General features: G+C 66.8%; 20 protein-coding genes. 15 read left to right on the plus strand and 5 right to left on the minus strand.

Going from position 1 to position 15,503, the window contains the following annotated elements; translation table 11 throughout:
- The first annotated feature begins 216 nt into the window (after positions 1-216).
- The 10 genes from ACFQVD_RS01135 (at position 217) to ACFQVD_RS01180 (ending at position 6,206) form a co-directional block, all read left to right on the plus strand.
- The gene (locus ACFQVD_RS01135; RefSeq protein WP_386274157.1) at positions 217-663 is read left to right on the plus strand and encodes an ATP-binding protein; all 447 of its coding nucleotides are present in this window, start codon (positions 217-219) and stop codon (positions 661-663) included.
- On the plus strand, positions 660-896 hold the full coding sequence (locus ACFQVD_RS01140) for a hypothetical protein (protein WP_364158738.1): 237 nt from the start codon (positions 660-662) through the stop codon (positions 894-896). The genes ACFQVD_RS01135 and ACFQVD_RS01140 overlap by 4 nt, the downstream gene beginning before the upstream one ends.
- Positions 897-1,067: 171 nt before the next feature.
- Complete coding sequence (locus ACFQVD_RS01145; protein WP_343982881.1) at positions 1,068-1,853, plus strand: helix-turn-helix domain-containing protein; 786 nt, start codon at positions 1,068-1,070, stop codon at positions 1,851-1,853.
- On the plus strand, positions 1,844-2,176 hold the full coding sequence (locus ACFQVD_RS01150; protein ID WP_343982879.1) for a PCC domain-containing protein: 333 nt from the start codon (positions 1,844-1,846) through the stop codon (positions 2,174-2,176). The genes ACFQVD_RS01145 and ACFQVD_RS01150 overlap by 10 nt, the downstream gene beginning before the upstream one ends.
- A 503-nt stretch (positions 2,177-2,679) precedes the next feature.
- The gene (gene amcB / locus ACFQVD_RS01155) at positions 2,680-3,816 is read left to right on the plus strand and encodes a cyclophane-forming radical SAM peptide maturase AmcB (protein ID WP_343982877.1); all 1,137 of its coding nucleotides are present in this window, start codon (positions 2,680-2,682) and stop codon (positions 3,814-3,816) included.
- Entirely contained in the window at positions 3,813-3,998 is a 186-nt protein-coding gene (amcA, locus tag ACFQVD_RS01160) for a multiple cyclophane-containing RiPP AmcA (protein ID WP_343982875.1), read from the plus strand. Before amcB ends, amcA begins: the two co-directional genes overlap by 4 nt.
- Before the next feature lie 70 nt (positions 3,999-4,068).
- The gene (locus ACFQVD_RS01165; RefSeq protein WP_343982873.1) at positions 4,069-4,734 is read left to right on the plus strand and encodes a pentapeptide repeat-containing protein; all 666 of its coding nucleotides are present in this window, start codon (positions 4,069-4,071) and stop codon (positions 4,732-4,734) included.
- Positions 4,735-4,766: 32 nt separating this feature from the next.
- Entirely contained in the window at positions 4,767-5,477 is a 711-nt protein-coding gene (locus ACFQVD_RS01170; protein ID WP_343982870.1) for a hypothetical protein, read from the plus strand.
- A 115-nt stretch (positions 5,478-5,592) separates the two neighbouring features.
- Positions 5,593-5,973, plus strand: a complete 381-nt coding sequence (locus tag ACFQVD_RS01175; protein WP_364158728.1) for an ATP-binding protein — start codon at positions 5,593-5,595, stop codon at positions 5,971-5,973.
- The gene (locus ACFQVD_RS01180; protein ID WP_364158725.1) at positions 5,970-6,206 is read left to right on the plus strand and encodes a hypothetical protein; all 237 of its coding nucleotides are present in this window, start codon (positions 5,970-5,972) and stop codon (positions 6,204-6,206) included. The genes ACFQVD_RS01175 and ACFQVD_RS01180 overlap by 4 nt, the downstream gene beginning before the upstream one ends.
- An 87-nt stretch (positions 6,207-6,293) precedes the next feature.
- On the opposite strand, the gene ACFQVD_RS01185 is transcribed toward ACFQVD_RS01180, so the two are convergent.
- The 5 genes from ACFQVD_RS01185 to ACFQVD_RS01205 all read right to left on the minus strand — a co-directional run bounded on the left by ACFQVD_RS01185 (position 6,294) and on the right by ACFQVD_RS01205 (position 10,089).
- Positions 6,294-6,788, minus strand: a complete 495-nt coding sequence (locus ACFQVD_RS01185) for a GNAT family N-acetyltransferase (protein ID WP_343974646.1) — start codon at positions 6,786-6,788, stop codon at positions 6,294-6,296.
- 2 nt (positions 6,789-6,790) lie between these two features.
- On the minus strand, positions 6,791-7,102 hold the full coding sequence (locus tag ACFQVD_RS01190) for a type II toxin-antitoxin system TacA family antitoxin (protein WP_343974644.1): 312 nt from the start codon (positions 7,100-7,102) through the stop codon (positions 6,791-6,793).
- Positions 7,103-7,362: 260 nt separating this feature from the next.
- Positions 7,363-7,845 (minus strand): hypothetical protein, encoded by a 483-nt coding sequence (locus ACFQVD_RS01195; protein WP_343974642.1) that lies wholly within the window; start codon positions 7,843-7,845, stop codon positions 7,363-7,365.
- 124 nt (positions 7,846-7,969) lie between these two features.
- Entirely contained in the window at positions 7,970-9,667 is a 1,698-nt protein-coding gene (locus tag ACFQVD_RS01200) for an alpha/beta hydrolase (RefSeq protein WP_343974649.1), read from the minus strand.
- A gap of 245 nt (positions 9,668-9,912) precedes the next feature.
- Positions 9,913-10,089 (minus strand): hypothetical protein, encoded by a 177-nt coding sequence (locus tag ACFQVD_RS01205; RefSeq protein WP_343974640.1) that lies wholly within the window; start codon positions 10,087-10,089, stop codon positions 9,913-9,915.
- A gap of 159 nt (positions 10,090-10,248) precedes the next feature.
- On the opposite strand from ACFQVD_RS01205, the gene ACFQVD_RS01210 reads away from it, so the two are divergent.
- The 5 genes from ACFQVD_RS01210 (at position 10,249) to ACFQVD_RS01230 (ending at position 15,394) form a co-directional block, all read left to right on the plus strand.
- Complete coding sequence (locus ACFQVD_RS01210; RefSeq protein WP_343974637.1) at positions 10,249-11,289, plus strand: FUSC family protein; 1,041 nt, start codon at positions 10,249-10,251, stop codon at positions 11,287-11,289.
- 280 nt (positions 11,290-11,569) lie between these two features.
- On the plus strand, positions 11,570-11,911 hold the full coding sequence (locus ACFQVD_RS01215; RefSeq protein WP_343974634.1) for a DUF5713 family protein: 342 nt from the start codon (positions 11,570-11,572) through the stop codon (positions 11,909-11,911).
- 419 nt (positions 11,912-12,330) lie between these two features.
- Entirely contained in the window at positions 12,331-12,864 is a 534-nt protein-coding gene (locus ACFQVD_RS01220; RefSeq protein ID WP_343974631.1) for a PadR family transcriptional regulator, read from the plus strand.
- Complete coding sequence (locus ACFQVD_RS01225; RefSeq protein ID WP_343974628.1) at positions 12,861-13,601, plus strand: ABC transporter ATP-binding protein; 741 nt, start codon at positions 12,861-12,863, stop codon at positions 13,599-13,601. Before ACFQVD_RS01220 ends, ACFQVD_RS01225 begins: the two co-directional genes overlap by 4 nt.
- A gap of 5 nt (positions 13,602-13,606) precedes the next feature.
- Positions 13,607-15,394 (plus strand): ABC transporter permease, encoded by a 1,788-nt coding sequence (locus tag ACFQVD_RS01230; protein WP_386274165.1) that lies wholly within the window; start codon positions 13,607-13,609, stop codon positions 15,392-15,394.
- Positions 15,395-15,503: the final 109 nt, after the last annotated feature.

A 15,503-nucleotide genomic window follows, 5' to 3' on the forward strand; every position in this document is an offset into this window, starting at 1 on the left:
GTGCGGAGACCCCGCTGCATACCTGATCACAATTCAGGCTGACGGTAGAAGCGCTCACGGCTCTATTTGGCGCGTGACCAGGAGTGCTTGCTGTACCGCTTATCGCAATGCGCTCGTTTCGATCACAGCGAGGGAAGACAATCCCCGGCGTCCTCGGGCCTGGTGACGCAACCACCGGCCCGAGGACTGGATCAAGAAATCGGAGTCCCCTGATCTATGAAGAACCCTAACGCTGTCCCTCCACATCCCATAAGGGCTGACAACAAAACGCGGGAGGCATGCTGGGATCTGCCCGCTGATCCCGAAGCGGTCGGTAAGGCGCGCGGCCTCGCACATGAGGTCCTCACCGCCTGGGACATGTCCTCCGTGGCGGAGAACGTGACCATGGTCGTGTCCGAGCTGGTGAGCAACGCGATCCTGCACGGCAAGGCGCCGATCACCCTCGCCCTGTTTCAGTACGGGCGGGTCGTGCGGGGGGAGGTCACCGACCACAGCGCCGGGTGGCCGAACCCGGTCCCGGCCGGTCCGGAGGGGGAGCACGGTCGCGGGCTGGCGATCGTCACGGCCTGCGCCGATCGCTGGGGCGTCGTACCGGCGTCGGAGGGCAAGCCGGCGGACGGCAAGACCGTCTGGTTCGTCTGCGCGGAATGGAGGTCCCGGTGAGCGGTCCGCTGCCCATTCCGGACCTGCCCGACGGGGTGCGCCTGTGTGCGGGGTGCGGCACCCACATCGTCACGCTGGCCGCCGCGGTACGCCTGATCTGGGCCGACGTCACCGACGACACGATCTCGGCCGAGACCGTCGAGCAGATCACCGCGCCGGTCACCGACATCTGGGTCGACGTGCTGTGCAACCCGTCCTGCTCAGCGGGCGACCACGAGCCACGCTCGGGCTGACCGCGATGTCACCGCGCCGGTTTTGGGCGCCGAGCCGGTCATGCCCTGCTCACCGGGCTTCGCGCCCGGTGGGTGGGGCCTGAGGTAGGGGCCAGTGGAGGGGCGCTTAACTAGGAAAACATCGAGGTGATTTCTCGCCGTGTTTGAACTCTCACGGTTTACGATGCCCGCATGTCGGTCGGGCCGCTGATCCAGGAGCTACGGTTGGGGTTGCACCTGTCGCAAACCGACCTGGCGCACCACCTCGCCACTGTATCGGGCAGAAAGACCATTACCCGTGAAACCGTATCCAAATGGGAAAACGAGAAGGTAACCCCTGGCCCATTCTGGCGACGGCACCTCGCGACGGTGCTGCAAGTACCACTGTCGTCGCTGGAGGCGGAATTAGTGAAGCGCCGTACGTTCTTGGTCGACGCCGTAGCCCTGGGAATCGCCCCGCTTGCTCCCGCGCAGGACAAAGCGGATATCACCGAGATCTTCGCCTCCGTCAGTGGAGGCGATGCAGAGCTCTTGGGTGCCGTCCAGACCACTTACCGGACCGACCTGCACCTGTCCGGCCTCGCCGTCCGAGACCGGCCGACCATCTACCGCCTCGTGAAGTGGATGCACGACGGGGCGACCCCTGTTCTCCGTGTCAACGCGGCGGGGATCATCGCCAAGTCCCGGGACTTGGAGCTGAGTGACATGGCCGCAGCCGCCATGCTGCGGGACGTAGAGGTCCGGCGGCTTTACCTATCCGCTGTTGCCGCCCGTGTGGGCACCCGGACGGAGGCGCTCATCGGCGAACTGTCCAACCCCCGTGATGCGGGGGCGAGATGGTGTGCTGCCGTCATGCTCCAGAGGAAGAGCGACGAAGCCGCAAGAGCTGCGCTGCTTCGTGCACTGAGAACCGAGCCGGTGCGTGAGACTATCCGCACGATCGGCCTTGCAATCCAGGGAGAAGACCCATGCACGTGATTGAGATCCAGGAAGGCGAACTCGTCTCCGAGATCAGCCGGCAGGCGAAGGAGCTGGGCATTCTGAACGGTGCCATCGTCTCCTTGATCGGGGCCGCGGATTCATTCGTTGTCTCCACAATGCCCGCAAAAGACCCAACGGCGGACAATATCACTGAATACGACATGACTGGCGAAATGACCGGTACCGGCGAGATCGTCGATGGCAAGCCGCATGTTCATGTGGTCATGGGTGTCGAGGGCGATAGGGGAGTTACTGGACATTTGCACAGCGCCCAAATTGGCCACTGGTTCGCCCGTGTTTATGTGATTCCCGTCAGCTGAACTTGTCACCCCCCGTGCCACTCCCCAGCACCTCTTTCTTATTGGTTATCTGGGCGTATGACAGTTACCGAAGTGAGGGCGCTGGGAGCGCACTTGATGCAGGCAGATGAAGAGGTCAGCGCGGATTCCTGGCGTGAGCCGATGGGGTGGCGACACGTCTCGGGATGTCCTACGTCATCGCGCATGCGGACGAGGTCGCACCACAACTGCTCTGCTCCGTACGTCGGCACCGCCGCGGGCCGCATTCCCCGGGTCATGATGGTCCACGACCTCCAACTCGCGCCGAGCCGCAAGCTCCCCGGTAGGGGAATCCCTCCCCAGGATGGTCCAATGCCCTATCGAGGGCCACAGCCGTCCTGGCTGTAGGTGAACGCTCACGTCATCCCTTCTTCGGCAGGGAGGGCGAAGGGCGGGAGTAGTCGAAGGGCACAACGCGCCGAAGGGCGAGCCGTCACCTCCTGATGCCCGCGAGCACCACACCCCCGAGGAAGGAGCGCCGCGAGATGGAAGACGAGGTGAATTTCAATCGGTGGTTCGGCCGGGCCAAAACCCTGGTACTCCAACCGACCACGCTGTGCAACCTCGATTGCGTGTACTGCTACCTGCCATTCCGGCGACTCAGCAATGAGATGTCACCTGAGGTGGCCCAAGCCGTTGCCGCCTCGGCTGCGGATCTGACCGGCTCTGGTGACGAGCTGGACATTGTGTGGCATGGCGGGGAGCCCTTGGCCTTGGGGCGACGCAGGTTCGCCGCTCTACTCGCGCCGTTCGAGGAACTGCGCCACGCGGGCCGGATACAACACAGCGTGCAGACCAACGCCACCCTCATCGACGACGAGTGGTGCGACCTGCTCGCCTGTTACCAGGTCCGTGTCGGCGTCAGCATCGACGGCCCGGCAGCTCTGAACACTCGACGGGTTGATCTTCGAGGCCGTCCAGCCTTCGACCGGATCGTCTGCGGTATCCGCCGCCTCGCGAACTACGGCATTCGCTTCTCTCTGATCGCCGTCGTGGGGGCTGAAGGTATCGAGCAGCCCGAATCTCTCCTGGACTTCCTCGCGGACCTGGGTCCGCACAGCATCGGCCTGAACGTGGAGGAGATGGAAGGCGTCAACGACCAGCGGTGCGGGATCACCCAGGATCAGGCCGAACGCTTCTGGCATCGGGTCCTGGACTGGCGCAAGACCCACGATGATGGACCAGCGCTGCGGGAACTCGACCGACTCGCCGGTTACCTGCATCTCTCCCGCAGCGGGCGAGGCGACGAGTGGTGCCGATACGGTCTCGATCCGATTCCGACGGTGTCAGTGGACGGAGACGTGGTGTTGCTCTCGCCCGAGCTTGCCGGCATCAGCGACGACACCTACGGTGACTTCCTTGCCGGGAACGTCCGCTCCCAGAGCATCGTCGGCATGCTGGATAAGGCACACCGGCTGCGCTACGTCCGTGAGTTCATGGTCGGTCTGCAACGCTGCGAGGCCGAATGCGAATTCTGGGACTTCTGTCGAGGCGCCCAGGCGTGCAACCGCTACTTCGAGAACGGCAGCTTCGCCACGACGGAGACCGACTACTGCCGACTTACCCGTCAAGCCCTCATCACCGCTCTGTACACCGCGACCAAAAAGGAGAATGCGGCATGACCATGCTGGAATACCTGGCCGCCACGGATGCGAAAGTGATCGACAAGCTGATCAGTGGCAGCCCTCCTGAGAACCTCGATCCGGTTTGGGCCGCCAAGTTCGACAACAAGCCAAGCTGGGACAACCAGAAGGGGGGATTCGACAACAAGCCGAGCTGGGACAACTGGAGCAAGAAGAAGTAGCGGACGACCGTCGTGGGCGCAGCGATCCCATGCCTACGACGGGCCCCTCTTCTCCCCTGGAAGGTAGACGATGGATACACGTACCGTGCGCGAGACGAGCGTCACGCTGCCGGACTTGAACGACGCGGACTTGGACGAGGTCGATTCGCTGGAGGGCGAACACGGCAAACTGCGGGACTTCCGATATGCCGATGCCCGTCTGCGCGAGCTGCCCCTGTCGGGGACCCAGCTCATGGACGGGCGCGTCATCGGCCTCACCACCCAGCGCGCCCGCCTGGACGAGCTGCGCCTGCACTCGGTGGAGTTCTCCGACTGCGACCTGTCCGACCTCCACTGGGATGACAGCAAGCTCTCCCGAGTCACGTTCACCAACTGCAAGATGCTCGGCGCCGTGTGGGAGGGGATCACCCTCGATGATGTGGTCTTCGAGGGGTGCAAGCTCGACCTCGCTGTCTTCACCCGCGTACGTGCCACCGGGCCGGTCATCTTCTCGGCCTGCTCCCTGCGGGAGGCGAGTTTTTCCGCAACCGATCTGAGCGGCGGCGTGGCCATCGACGACTGCGATCTCACACTGGCCGAGTTCAACGACGGTAGATATCGCAACCTTGACCTTCGCGGCAACGACTTGTCCGGCATTCGCGGAGTGAGCGCGCTCAAGCACATCATCATCGACCGGCCACAACTCCAGGGCCTCGCTGAGGCGTTCGCAGCCGAGATGGAGATCACCATCGGTTAGGACCTGGCAACGGCTGCGCGAGAGGCGGAGATATGAGCGTACGGCTGTTGTTCGACCGGTTCGACGACATCCGGAAACGCATCGACATCGGGGATGTCAGGCAGGCGGGTGATATTCCTGGCTATGACGACGGCGCGGCCGTCGTTCCCCACGGAAACTGGACGGCACTCAGCGAGAAGGAAGCCGAACGGCTCCGGCCTGCGGCCGACACGTTGCCCAGCATGATGGTCGAACTGGTCAGCCAGGATTTGCCGGCCTTCACCTCCGACGATCTGCCGGGGCGACTGGACGCCGCGACTGCTCTCGACCCGCTGGCAGGCCGCTGGCCGCGTAGGCGCCTCGCCTGCGCGGCCAGTCGGCCCGGACAGCTCACCAGCACCGAGGACTCCACGACCGGTCACCGGATCGGGCTGCACGTCGACAACTTCGACCAACAGCCCTACTCGACCAGGCAGGACGGCCGCCGACGCCTCTGCCTCAACCTTGGACCCGGCACCCGCTATCTCCTGGTCGGTGACCTGGATATCAAGAAAATCTGCCGCGCCCTGGGCTGCGACCAGGACGAGTACTACCCACACACTGACGACCTGCGCCGTTACGTCGCGGAAGGGCACCCGCTGCGGTGCCTGCGCATCCGGCTTGACCCCGGCGAGGGGTACATCGCCCCGACGGAGTTCCTGCCGCACGACGGCTCTACAAGCGATGCCCAAACGTGGTCACTCGCCGCCTTCTGGCTGGGCTGATGCGGGCGACCGGATTACAGCATTTCTGAGATGCCGTCCTATCGCATGCCGACTGAGGTGCACGCCGTGGCGGGCAGGGGGGATCTCTCGGTTATGAAGTCACCTTGAGATGTGCTTGGATCTGCCCACTGATCCCGAAGCGGTCGGTAAGGCGCGCGGCCTCGCACATGAGGTCCTCACCGCCTGGGACATGTCCTCCGTGGCGGAGAACGTGACCATGGTCGTGTCCGAGCTGGTGAGCAACGCGATCCTGCACGGCAAGGCGCCGATCACCCTCGCCCTGTTTCAGTACGGGCGGGTCGTGCGGGGGGAGGTCACCGACCACAGCGCCGGGTGGCCGAACCCGGTCCCGGCCGGTCCGGAGGAGGAGCACGGTCGCGGGCTGGCGATCGTCACGGCCTACGCCGATCGCTGGGGCGTCGTACCGGCGTCGGAGGGCAAGCCGGCGGACGGCAAGACCGTCTGGTTCGTCTGCGCGGAATGGAGGTCCCGGTGAGCGGTCCGCTGCCCATTCCGGACCTGCCCGACGGGGTGCGCCTGTGTGCGGGGTGCGGCACCCACATCGTCACGCTGGCCGCCGCGGTACGCCTGATCTGGGCCGACGTCACCGACGACACGATCTCGGCCGAGACCGTCGAGCAGATCACCGCGCCGGTCACCGACATCTGGGTCGACGTGCTGTGCAACCCGTCCTGCCCGTCGGGCGACCACGAGTGGTACCCGGGCTGACTCGGCGCCACCACACCGGGCGGCCCTCCCCGTCCGGTACCGGCCGCAGGGCGCCACCACCTCGTCTCTGACCAAGGGGTCAGACGTTCAGCCGCTGAGGTCGGCTTCGATATCGCTCATCTTCCGAACCAGCCGCATGTTCCCCGGGACACGGATGAATCCGTACCTCTCATAGAAGCGCGCCGCCTCCTCGTCGAGGGCGTCGACGACGACCAGGCGAGCGGCCACGCTCCGAGATGACTCCAGGGCCGTACTGAGAGCGTGGACGATCAGGCGACCGCCCAGGCCGCCGCCCTGCAATGTTTTGTGGAGTGCCAGTCGCGCCAGGATGACGGCGGGAATCTGGCTCGGGCCGCCCCGGCCTGCCCTGGAAGGGATTTCGTCTTTCTGCAGCAGATGGCCGGCAAGGGAGTAGTAGGCGACGACGTCGTGCTCCCCATCCGAGGTCCACCCGAAAGTACGGGCGGTGCGGTTCCGTTCAGCCTGCAGGGCTGACGTGCTCAACCAGAAGTTCAGTTCCTCCTTCCCGCAGTCGAACGAATCCATGTGGTGCTGCTGGTTGAGCGGCTGAGGGTCATACACCGTTACTTCCTTTTCGGAATCTCTCGGCTCTCCTTGGCGGCACGGGTCAGTGCCTCGTTCCGCTGCGGGGGTGCATCAAGTGAGTCGATGATCGCCTCGAAGAAGTCGGGGGGCACCACGGTGATTCGTTCGCGGCGCATGACCTCTTCGGCCGCGTTGAGAGCGGCGCGCATAACGAACCCGGTGATGGTCTCCCGTCCGGCGCGGGTGGCCTGTTCGATCAGGTTCTTGTCTTCGGCACTGATGCGGACTTCCAGTCGGCTTCTGGTGTCATTCCTGGGGGAGGCAGTGCTGCCTGGCATGGGACGGATCATGACTACTGGCTCCTCCATAGCGGGTGTCGGCGTCAGTCGGGCGGTCGGCGCCGCGGTGCGCGGGGCTCTTCAACCGCGGGGAGATCACTCCCCGCCGCTCGGGCGTTATACGACTGGTGTCCGTACGAGTTGGCTGGATGTCAAGCGGAGTCCAGGTGTTCCGGGTGGATCCGGGCGCCCTTGAACGCCTGACTTGGCCGATATGGCTCGGTGGTGTTTGGTTGGTGAGCCGTGCGAGCAGGGGAAATGAGTTCGGCGGGTCAGGGGGAGGCTGAGGGGGAAGGTTTGTCCGGACGGAAGCACGGTGAGCCCACCGAGAACAAAATTTGCAAGGTGGAGTTTCGGTCGACTGTATCGAGAGCAAGGCGAAAGTCATCACCGGTCCTGCCGGACAATTGAGGCTTTCCTTGGTCGAACGCGTATGTGTTTGTAATTTTATGCCCCGCCTTCTCCCAGTTTGTTTGAATCTTTCGAACTTCCTGGACGAGGCGCTCTTTGGGGATCCCTGTCAGATAGTAGACTCTAATGACATAGATATCCCCGGTGAGAATGTTCCCTTCATTTGGGATGCATGGATGATCGGCGAGACTCGTGGGGTCAAGGTCCAGGCCAGGAGTCGGCGTGACGCCGGTGAGGGCCGCGCGGATGAGTTCCTCCACACGGGCGAGGGCCTGAGCCTCAGAAATATTCGGACCATCATTCATGGTCGACTCCTTCGCGCAGCCACTGAGCCAGCCGATCATCGCCAATGCGGTAAGCGCCGCGAGTACACGTAATCGCCGTGCCATGAGTTCCTCTCGCAGTTCACGTGGCTGCTTGGCAGCTCACCTGATTTGTGTCTCGCGCGATTTTTTGCGACCTATCCACTTACGGAGATAAATCTGATGATCGAAGAAATGGTACGAACATTTTCTCAACTTCGTCGGAATTTCCAGTGACGATGCGGCTGATGTTACGTAGAGAATCCGAACGGTCCATCCAGTAGTCGGAGTGGCCGCCCTCGCCGGCGCGGAAGCGGGTGGCGCCGAATTCGGGGGAGTCCGGATCTCCGCCGAAGCGCCCGAGCTTGGCGACGGGGTCATTGTCGCTGGCCCCGACCCACACGTGATCCCTACCTGCTCCCAATTCGGCGGCCTGCGATGTGCCGACGCCGGGGCTGCCGACGAACACCAGGTCGTCGGCGAATGTGCCGGGAGGGCGCAGCGTGACGGCCTTGCCGGTGGTGAGCGAGCCGTAGCTGTGGCCGACCATGGTCAGACGAGCGGGAACGGAGAGGTCGTGGGTGGCATGCAATCCGTCGGTGAAGGAGGCCAGTTCCTGGGCTCCCTTGGCAGCTGCCCCGTCCGTGGCCACCGAATGGCCAGGGGTGACCAGGCCGAGGTCGATCTGGGGAGCGTCGTAGCCCAGCCACGCGATCGAGGCTGTCCGCCCCCCATCGGCCAGTCTGTTTGCCGCGCTCCAGGTGAGCAGGGCGCGGTCGAAGTCGGCGGCGCCGGCCTCGATCTGGGTGGTGAACCCCGGCACATAGGTGGTGATGTTGTGGGCCCTGTCGGGGTCGCCGTACGACACCACCGCGCGGCCGTGCGCGTTCACCGCGTCGAAGGCGAGCAGCAGCGCCGGGGGGAAACCGTTCTGGCCGCCCTTGGCGAGGGCCGCTCTGACCTCCTGGACCCTCTTCAGCATGAGGGAAACCCGCTCGGCGGCCACCTCCAACCCCGTGCGCGCCTCTCCGGAGAACACGGCCCACCCGGCTTTCTCCCTGAGACCGGACAGCATCGTGGTCAGCCGCTTCTCCTCCTGGTCGAGGAAGGTCCGGTTGAGTCTGTCGCGGGTGGCCGAGGGCAGCCCGTTCAGTGAGCCGACCAGGCCCGGAGCCGAACCGGTCAGCTCCTTCGCGGTGGCGGGGCTCAGCGTCTTCCACCAAGCGCTGACTCGCTGCGCCAGACCGGCGTCCTTACCCTGCCTCTGGAGTTCCAGTATCCCCTCCAGGGCTTTGGTGTCGCCGCCGCTCGCGCGGGAGAGCAGGTCCCTGGCCTTGTTCGGAGCGGTGTCGAATGCGCCGAACAGCCCATAGGCCGCCGCCCCCGCGCCGATCGTGTTCATGCCGAGGAACGGCCCCTGCACGGGAAGTCCGTTCTCGGCGATCGGCGTTACGCGGGTGATGGTCTCCAGCCGTTTTCGCAGATCTCTGGTCTGGGTCTCGGCCCAGGCCCCGATGGAGCCGATCGCGGGGCCGGCGCCGGGGGCCACGCACAGCGTCGAGCAGGCGTTCTGCAGCTGAGATCCGGCTTCCAGCAGTGGGTCACCGGCCCGGTCGAGCTCTCTGATGAGGAGTTCCATCTGGGCGGTGTCTATCCCTTTGAACCCGCCGGCACCTGCGCTCATGCTCGTCTGAAGAGGAGTGATCACCCGTAGCTGCGGAGGAACGGCTCCGCCCTGGCGCACGATCAGCTCGGCGATCTCGTCCAGCGCCGACTGGAACGCCCGCTGAAGCCGTACGCGGTGGGAGAACAGTTCCTTGGTGAAATGAGATGCTCCGCCACCCACCCAGGTATTGGTCTGCATCACCTGGGACGCTCTGTTCAATGCGGGCGCGTTGGTCTGCGCGAGCTCGGCCACTCTGCGATATGCCTCGATTGCGTATTTCGCGGTCGAAGTAATATCGGAGGACGTCACCGACGCATCTCATCATGAATACGCTTGCCGGTCCATCATTGATAAGTGGGCCCCATTCTCGCTGTGCGTGATCTGACGGATATCGGCGAACCGATATCCGGTCCCGGTGCTGAATCGGTGGATATTTGAGCTGTTCACCGACATGACTGGGAAGGTGGTGCCGGGCGCCGCAGGTGGGCGGTTCTGTCCGGAGTGACCCGGGCCAGGGCGTCGTGGCTGATCCGGATGGTCTGGGGTCCCACCGCGCGGCCCCAGGCGATGGCGGCGGTGAGGTTGTCACCGGCCGTCCACCCGCCCTCGGTCAGATCCACTCCGCGAGGCCGTGGCCCCCTGACCTTGGCCGAATGGTCCGAATCAGAAGAATTCGGGGCAAATGTGATCTTAATGTCATAAAGATCCACCATCGTGGAGGAGTGCGAACGTGGCTCAGTGATCAAGTTAGGAAGCGGCTGGGGGCGTTTGGCCTGATTGTGCCCTCCATCGCGCAGTGTGCCGTGGGCGCCGCGCTGGCCTGGATCGTCGCCGTTCATCTGCTCGGCCACACCCACCCCCTCTTCGCGCCCATCTCCGTGATGATCTGCGTGGGTGTGGGGCTCGGTCAGCGGCTGCGCAGGGTGGTCGAGCTGGTGGTCGGCGTCAGTCTGGGCGTGGGCATCGGCGACCTGCTGGTGTCGTGGATCGGCTCGGGCCCCTGGCAGATGGCGCTCGTGATCGCGCTGGCGATGAGCGTCGCGGGGCTGCTGAACAGCGGTGAGCTGTTCGTGTCGCAGGTCGGGTCGTCCGCGGTGCTGGTCGCCATGGTGGTGCCGGGCGAGGATGTCGGCGGGCTGGACCGGATGGCCGACGCGCTCACCGGCGGCGTCATCGGCATCGCCGCGGTCGCTCTGCTGCCCGCCAGCCCGCTCGCCATCGCGGGCAGGCATCTGTCCGGCGTGCTCGACGCCTTCTCCACCATGCTGGAGCAGGCGGCGGAGGCGATCGAGAGGGGCGATCTGGACCTGGCCGCCGAGGCCCTGGAGGGCGGACGCAGGACCCAGACGGCGGTCGAGGAGTTCGAGGCGGCGCTGGAGAACAGCAAGGAGATCATCATGATCTCGCCGCTGCACTGGCATCACCGGGCCAGACTGACCAGGTACGAGACCGCCGCCCTACCGGTGGATCTGGCGCTGCGCAACGCCCGGGTGCTGGTCCGCCGCACGCTCGCGGCGCTGGGTGAGGCCGGCCCGCCACCGGCCGCGCTGGCCGAGTTGCTGCGCGAGGTCTCGGAGGCGGCGCTGCTGCTCCAGCTCGAACTGGGGGCTGGGCGCGAACCGATGCTGGCCAGGCAGGCGTTGCTCGCCCTCGCCGCGCGGGAGCGGCCGAAAACCCTGGGCTTCTCCGCGAACGTCATCATCGCGCAGCTGCGCTCCATCGCCGTCGATCTGCTTGAGGCGACCGGGATGGACCACGACGCGGCCTCGGCCACGCTGACCCCGCTGAACGAGCGGAGCGACGAGAGCGCGCGCGGCTGAGGCCGAACAGCCCGAAGGCTCGCCGGATCCGTGAGACGGTCGATTGTGATGGACCAGGCGAGTCAGAGGCGTCAGGCGGGGGATGGCGGCCAGGGCCGTAGGGGCGGGGCACTGGTCACCGGTCGCCGTAGATGGCGGTGGCCATGTACGAACACCGTCCAGGGACTGGTCGGGGCGCCGGAGCTCGGCAGCCTCCGCACCCTCGCGATCCTGATGAACATTGTCAGTGCCGCGGTGCAGCATGGAGACGCCGGATTCGTAGTGAGAACAGGAGTTCACGATGTCGCCGAGAAACCAGCAGGTGGCGAACCACGCGTTTCTCAAGGAGATGTACGAGGACGAGTACTACCCCGATCATGTCGTCGACAAGGGGAGAGCGATCCTGCTGGGACTGTGCGAGCGGATCGAGGCGGAGCGGCCGTCGGATCTGACGGCGCTGTACCTGCTGACGGGGGCCGCGACGGAGGAGTTCAACGAGCTGGAAGCGGAATTCGAAGCGGCCGGCAGTGAGATCGAGACCGTCGCGCGTGAGGTGATAGCCGAGGACTTCTGGTTCGTGGCGTCGGCATACGGCTTCGCGGAAGCCGATGCGGAAGAGTTGATCGCCACCCGGGAATGGTGATCGACGCCCCCCATCGCACCACACGTCCTTACCGAACCGGACGGGGGCGGCGCGCTCCGGAGCTCTCATCGGCGGCGGATACGGCGTTTTCGCGGGGCTGGGGGACGTCGGCCGTGCCCCGGACCCTCTCACCAGCGTTTCTCGAAACAACCTCGGCCGAGGACTTGAGTGAGAACGAGTCATGAGAGGGGTTCGAGGCTGTCGGCCGTCTTGTGAGGCGCGCTGGTGATCCTCTCTCGAAATCGGCCGTTCGTAAGAACCGCGGAGTCTTCCACGCCGGTGCACCGTCCTCGCCGGGACAGGGCCACCGGCCCGCTCCATCACCTCTGCCCTTCCCGGCATCCCGGGCCGGTCCGGAGAATCGTTTTGACACCTCTTATGGGTAACCGCTATCTATTGGCCAACCGTTAGGGAGTGACATGCAGGACGCAGTGCTGGCGATGCTCGCCAAGGAGCCGTCGCACGGGTACCACTTGCACGCTCGGTTGCGGCGCAGTCTCGGCCCGCTGGGCGAATCGATGAACCGCGGTCAGATCTACGTGACGCTGGCCCGGTTGGAGCGAGCGGGGCTCGTCGTCTCTGAGCGGGCGGACGGCCTGCCCGAGCGGCCGGAGCGCAAGGTCTATGCGCTGACGCCCGCCGGGCAGGAACGGGTGGCCGCCTGGCTGGCCGAGGTGGGCTGGCCGAAACCAGACCTGGCGGAGTTTCATCTCAAGCTCGCCGCCGCCGCCGCGGCCCGGCTGGCCGACCCGGTGGAGCTGGTGGCGGCGCAGCGCCGTGAGTTGCTGCGCCGCCTGCGTGAGGCGCAGCAGGCGGCGCTGGCCGAGCCGGCGGGGTCGGGCGCCGGCCTGCTGCTGGAAGGGGTCGTGCTGCGGTTGCAGGCGGACCTGCGCTGGCTGGACGCCTGTGAGCGGGCCTGGTCCAAGGCCGATGACGAAGTCGAGGGTGGATGAACGTGTCGAGTGCCGCTGTCCGCGCCCGCGGCCTGATGAAGACGCATGGTCGGGGGCAGAGCCGGGTCCGCGCGGTGGACGAGGTCGACCTGGAGGTGCCTCAGGGACAGACGCTGGCGGTGATGGGGCCCAGCGGCTGCGGGAAATCGACCCTGCTGCACCTGCTGGGCGGCCTGGAGCGGCCTACCGGCGGAGAGGTGTGGGTGGCCGGGCAGCGCACCGACACGCTGAGCGAGCGAGCTCTGGCGCGCATGCGGCGCCGATCGGTGGGGTTCGTCTTCCAGGCCTTCCATCTGGTGGAGGAGTTGTCGGCGGCCGAGAACGTGGAGCTGCCCGCACTGCTGGCCGGGCGCTCGCGCCGCCAGGCCAGGCGGCGGGCGAGCCTGCTGCTGGAACGGGTCGGGCTCGCCGGCCGTGCCCGGCATCTGCCGTCGCAACTGTCCGGCGGCCAGCGTCAGCGGGTCGCCATCGCCCGCGCGCTGGCCAACGAGCCGCTGGTCGTGCTGGCCGACGAGCCGACCGGCAACCTCGACAGCTCGGCGACCCTCGACGTGCTGAGGATCTTCGAAGATCTGCGTGCCGCGGGGCAGACCCTCGTGGTCGTCACGCACGACGAACGGGTCGCGGCCACCGCGGACCGGCTGATCTCGATGCGTGACGGGATGTTCGTCGACGACACCCGGCTGGCCGGTTCCCACCCGCGCGGGCTCGGCGGGCTGATCGGGCTGGAGGGCTGAACGTCATGGGCTCCATCGTGCTCGTCGTGCGTCTGGTGCTGGCCGACCTGCGGCGGCACAAGGTCCAGGCCGTGATGCTCATGCTCGCGGTGACCGTGGCCACCGCCACGATGGCCCTGGGCCTGTCACTGCGCGGCGTGAGCGACGCGCTGTACGAGCAGACCCGCGCGGCCACCGCCGGGCCGGACGTGGTGGCGCTCTCCGGCGTCACGGGCCCCGCCGTGACCTCGGCCCTGGCCTCGCTGGCGGACGCTCCCGAAGTGGTCGCCCACCATGGCCCCTATCGTGTCGTCTACGCCGACCTCATCGCACGCGGCCTCCCCTCCAACGTGGTGGTGCACGGCTTCGCCGAGACGCCCGGCGCGGTCAACCGGCCGCTGATCACCTCGGGGCGTTGGGTACGCTCCGGCGGCACGGTCCTCGAACGCGGCTTCGCCACCGCGCTGGGCGTCGGCGTCGGCGACCATGTCACCATCGCCGGCCGGTCGTACCCCGTCGTCGGGATCGCCGTGACCGCGGCCACCTCCGTCTACCCCTGGGCGGCGCAGATCGGCCCGTACGGTGGTCCCGGCGACAGTAGCGGCCTGGCCTGGATGACCCGATCGGATGCCCGGGCCCTGGCGTCGTCACAAGATCTCCCGGTGACCTTGGCCCTGGACCTCAAGCTGCGCGACCCCGCCGCCACCGAGGCCTTCCGCGAGGCCCACCGCGACTCCACCGTCAGGATCAACTTCCATTCCTGGCGGTTCACAGCCGAGCAGGACACGGTCATCCTCAGGAACAGCCGGCCGATCCTGGTCGTCGGCAGCTGGCTGCTCAGCTTCCTGGCCATCACCGGAGTGGCGGCGCTGGCCGTGGGGCGCGCCGTCGAGCAGACGCGCCGGGCCGGGCTGCTCAAGGCCGTCGGCGCCGCCCCGGGTCTGATCGCCACCGTCCTGCTCGCCGAGTACCTGGCGCTGGCGCTGGCCGGCGACGCGCTGGGGCTGCTGATCGCCCGCCTGACCGTGCCCGCCCTCGCCAGCCCCACCGCCAGCCGGATCGGCGACGCGGCCGGGCCGACCGCCGCCACTGTCGCGGCGGCGACCGTCCTCGCCATCGCGGTGGCGGTGCTGTCCACCCTGCGCCCCACGCTGCGCGCCCTGCGCACGGCGACCGTCACGGCGCTGACCGCCACCGCGCACCGGCCCCGTCACCGCCCCTGGCTCACCGCGCTGTCCGCGCTGCTGCCCACGCCGCTGCTGCTCGGGCTACGGCTGACCGCCCGCCGGCCGGGCCGCGCCGTGCTGCAGGCGTGCTCCACCGCCACCACGGTGATCGCGATCGTCGCCCTGCTGACCCTCCACGCCCAGCCGGAGAGGGGCTACGGCCTGGACGGCTCCTCGGTCCTGCCCAACCTGCGCGGGGAGCACGACCGCCAGCTGATGCTCGCCGTCACCGTCCTGCTGATCGCCCTCGCCGTCGTGAACACCCTCACGTTCACCTGGACCACTGCCATGGAGGCCCGGGCGAACATGGCCGTCGCACGTACGCTCGGCGCCACCCCAGGGCAGATCTCCGCGGGGCTGTCCGTCGCCCAGGTCCTGCCCAGCCTGCCCGGTGCCGTCATCGGCGTTCCTCTGGGGGCCGGCCTGCTCTCGCTCTTCGCCGCCAGGAACGCGGTGGACCCCCCCTTCTCCTGGCTGTTCGGCGCCGCACTCGCGACTCTCCTGGCGACGGCGGCACTCACCGCCCTGCCCGCACGCCTGGCGGCCCGCCGACCCGTGGCGCAGACCCTCAGCGCCGAAACAGCGTGACCGGCCCCGCTCGGCAACCGCCGCCGATCGCATCCGATGCGAAGACGCGAGTGAACACCCAGGCCGACCACGTCGGGACCACCGCTCGTATCCTTCGGGAAGGCGGCGG

Origin of the sequence: Streptosporangium amethystogenes subsp. fukuiense, from assembly GCF_042665875.1 — a bacterium.
Lineage (GTDB): Bacteria > Actinomycetota > Actinomycetes > Streptosporangiales > Streptosporangiaceae > Streptosporangium > Streptosporangium fukuiense.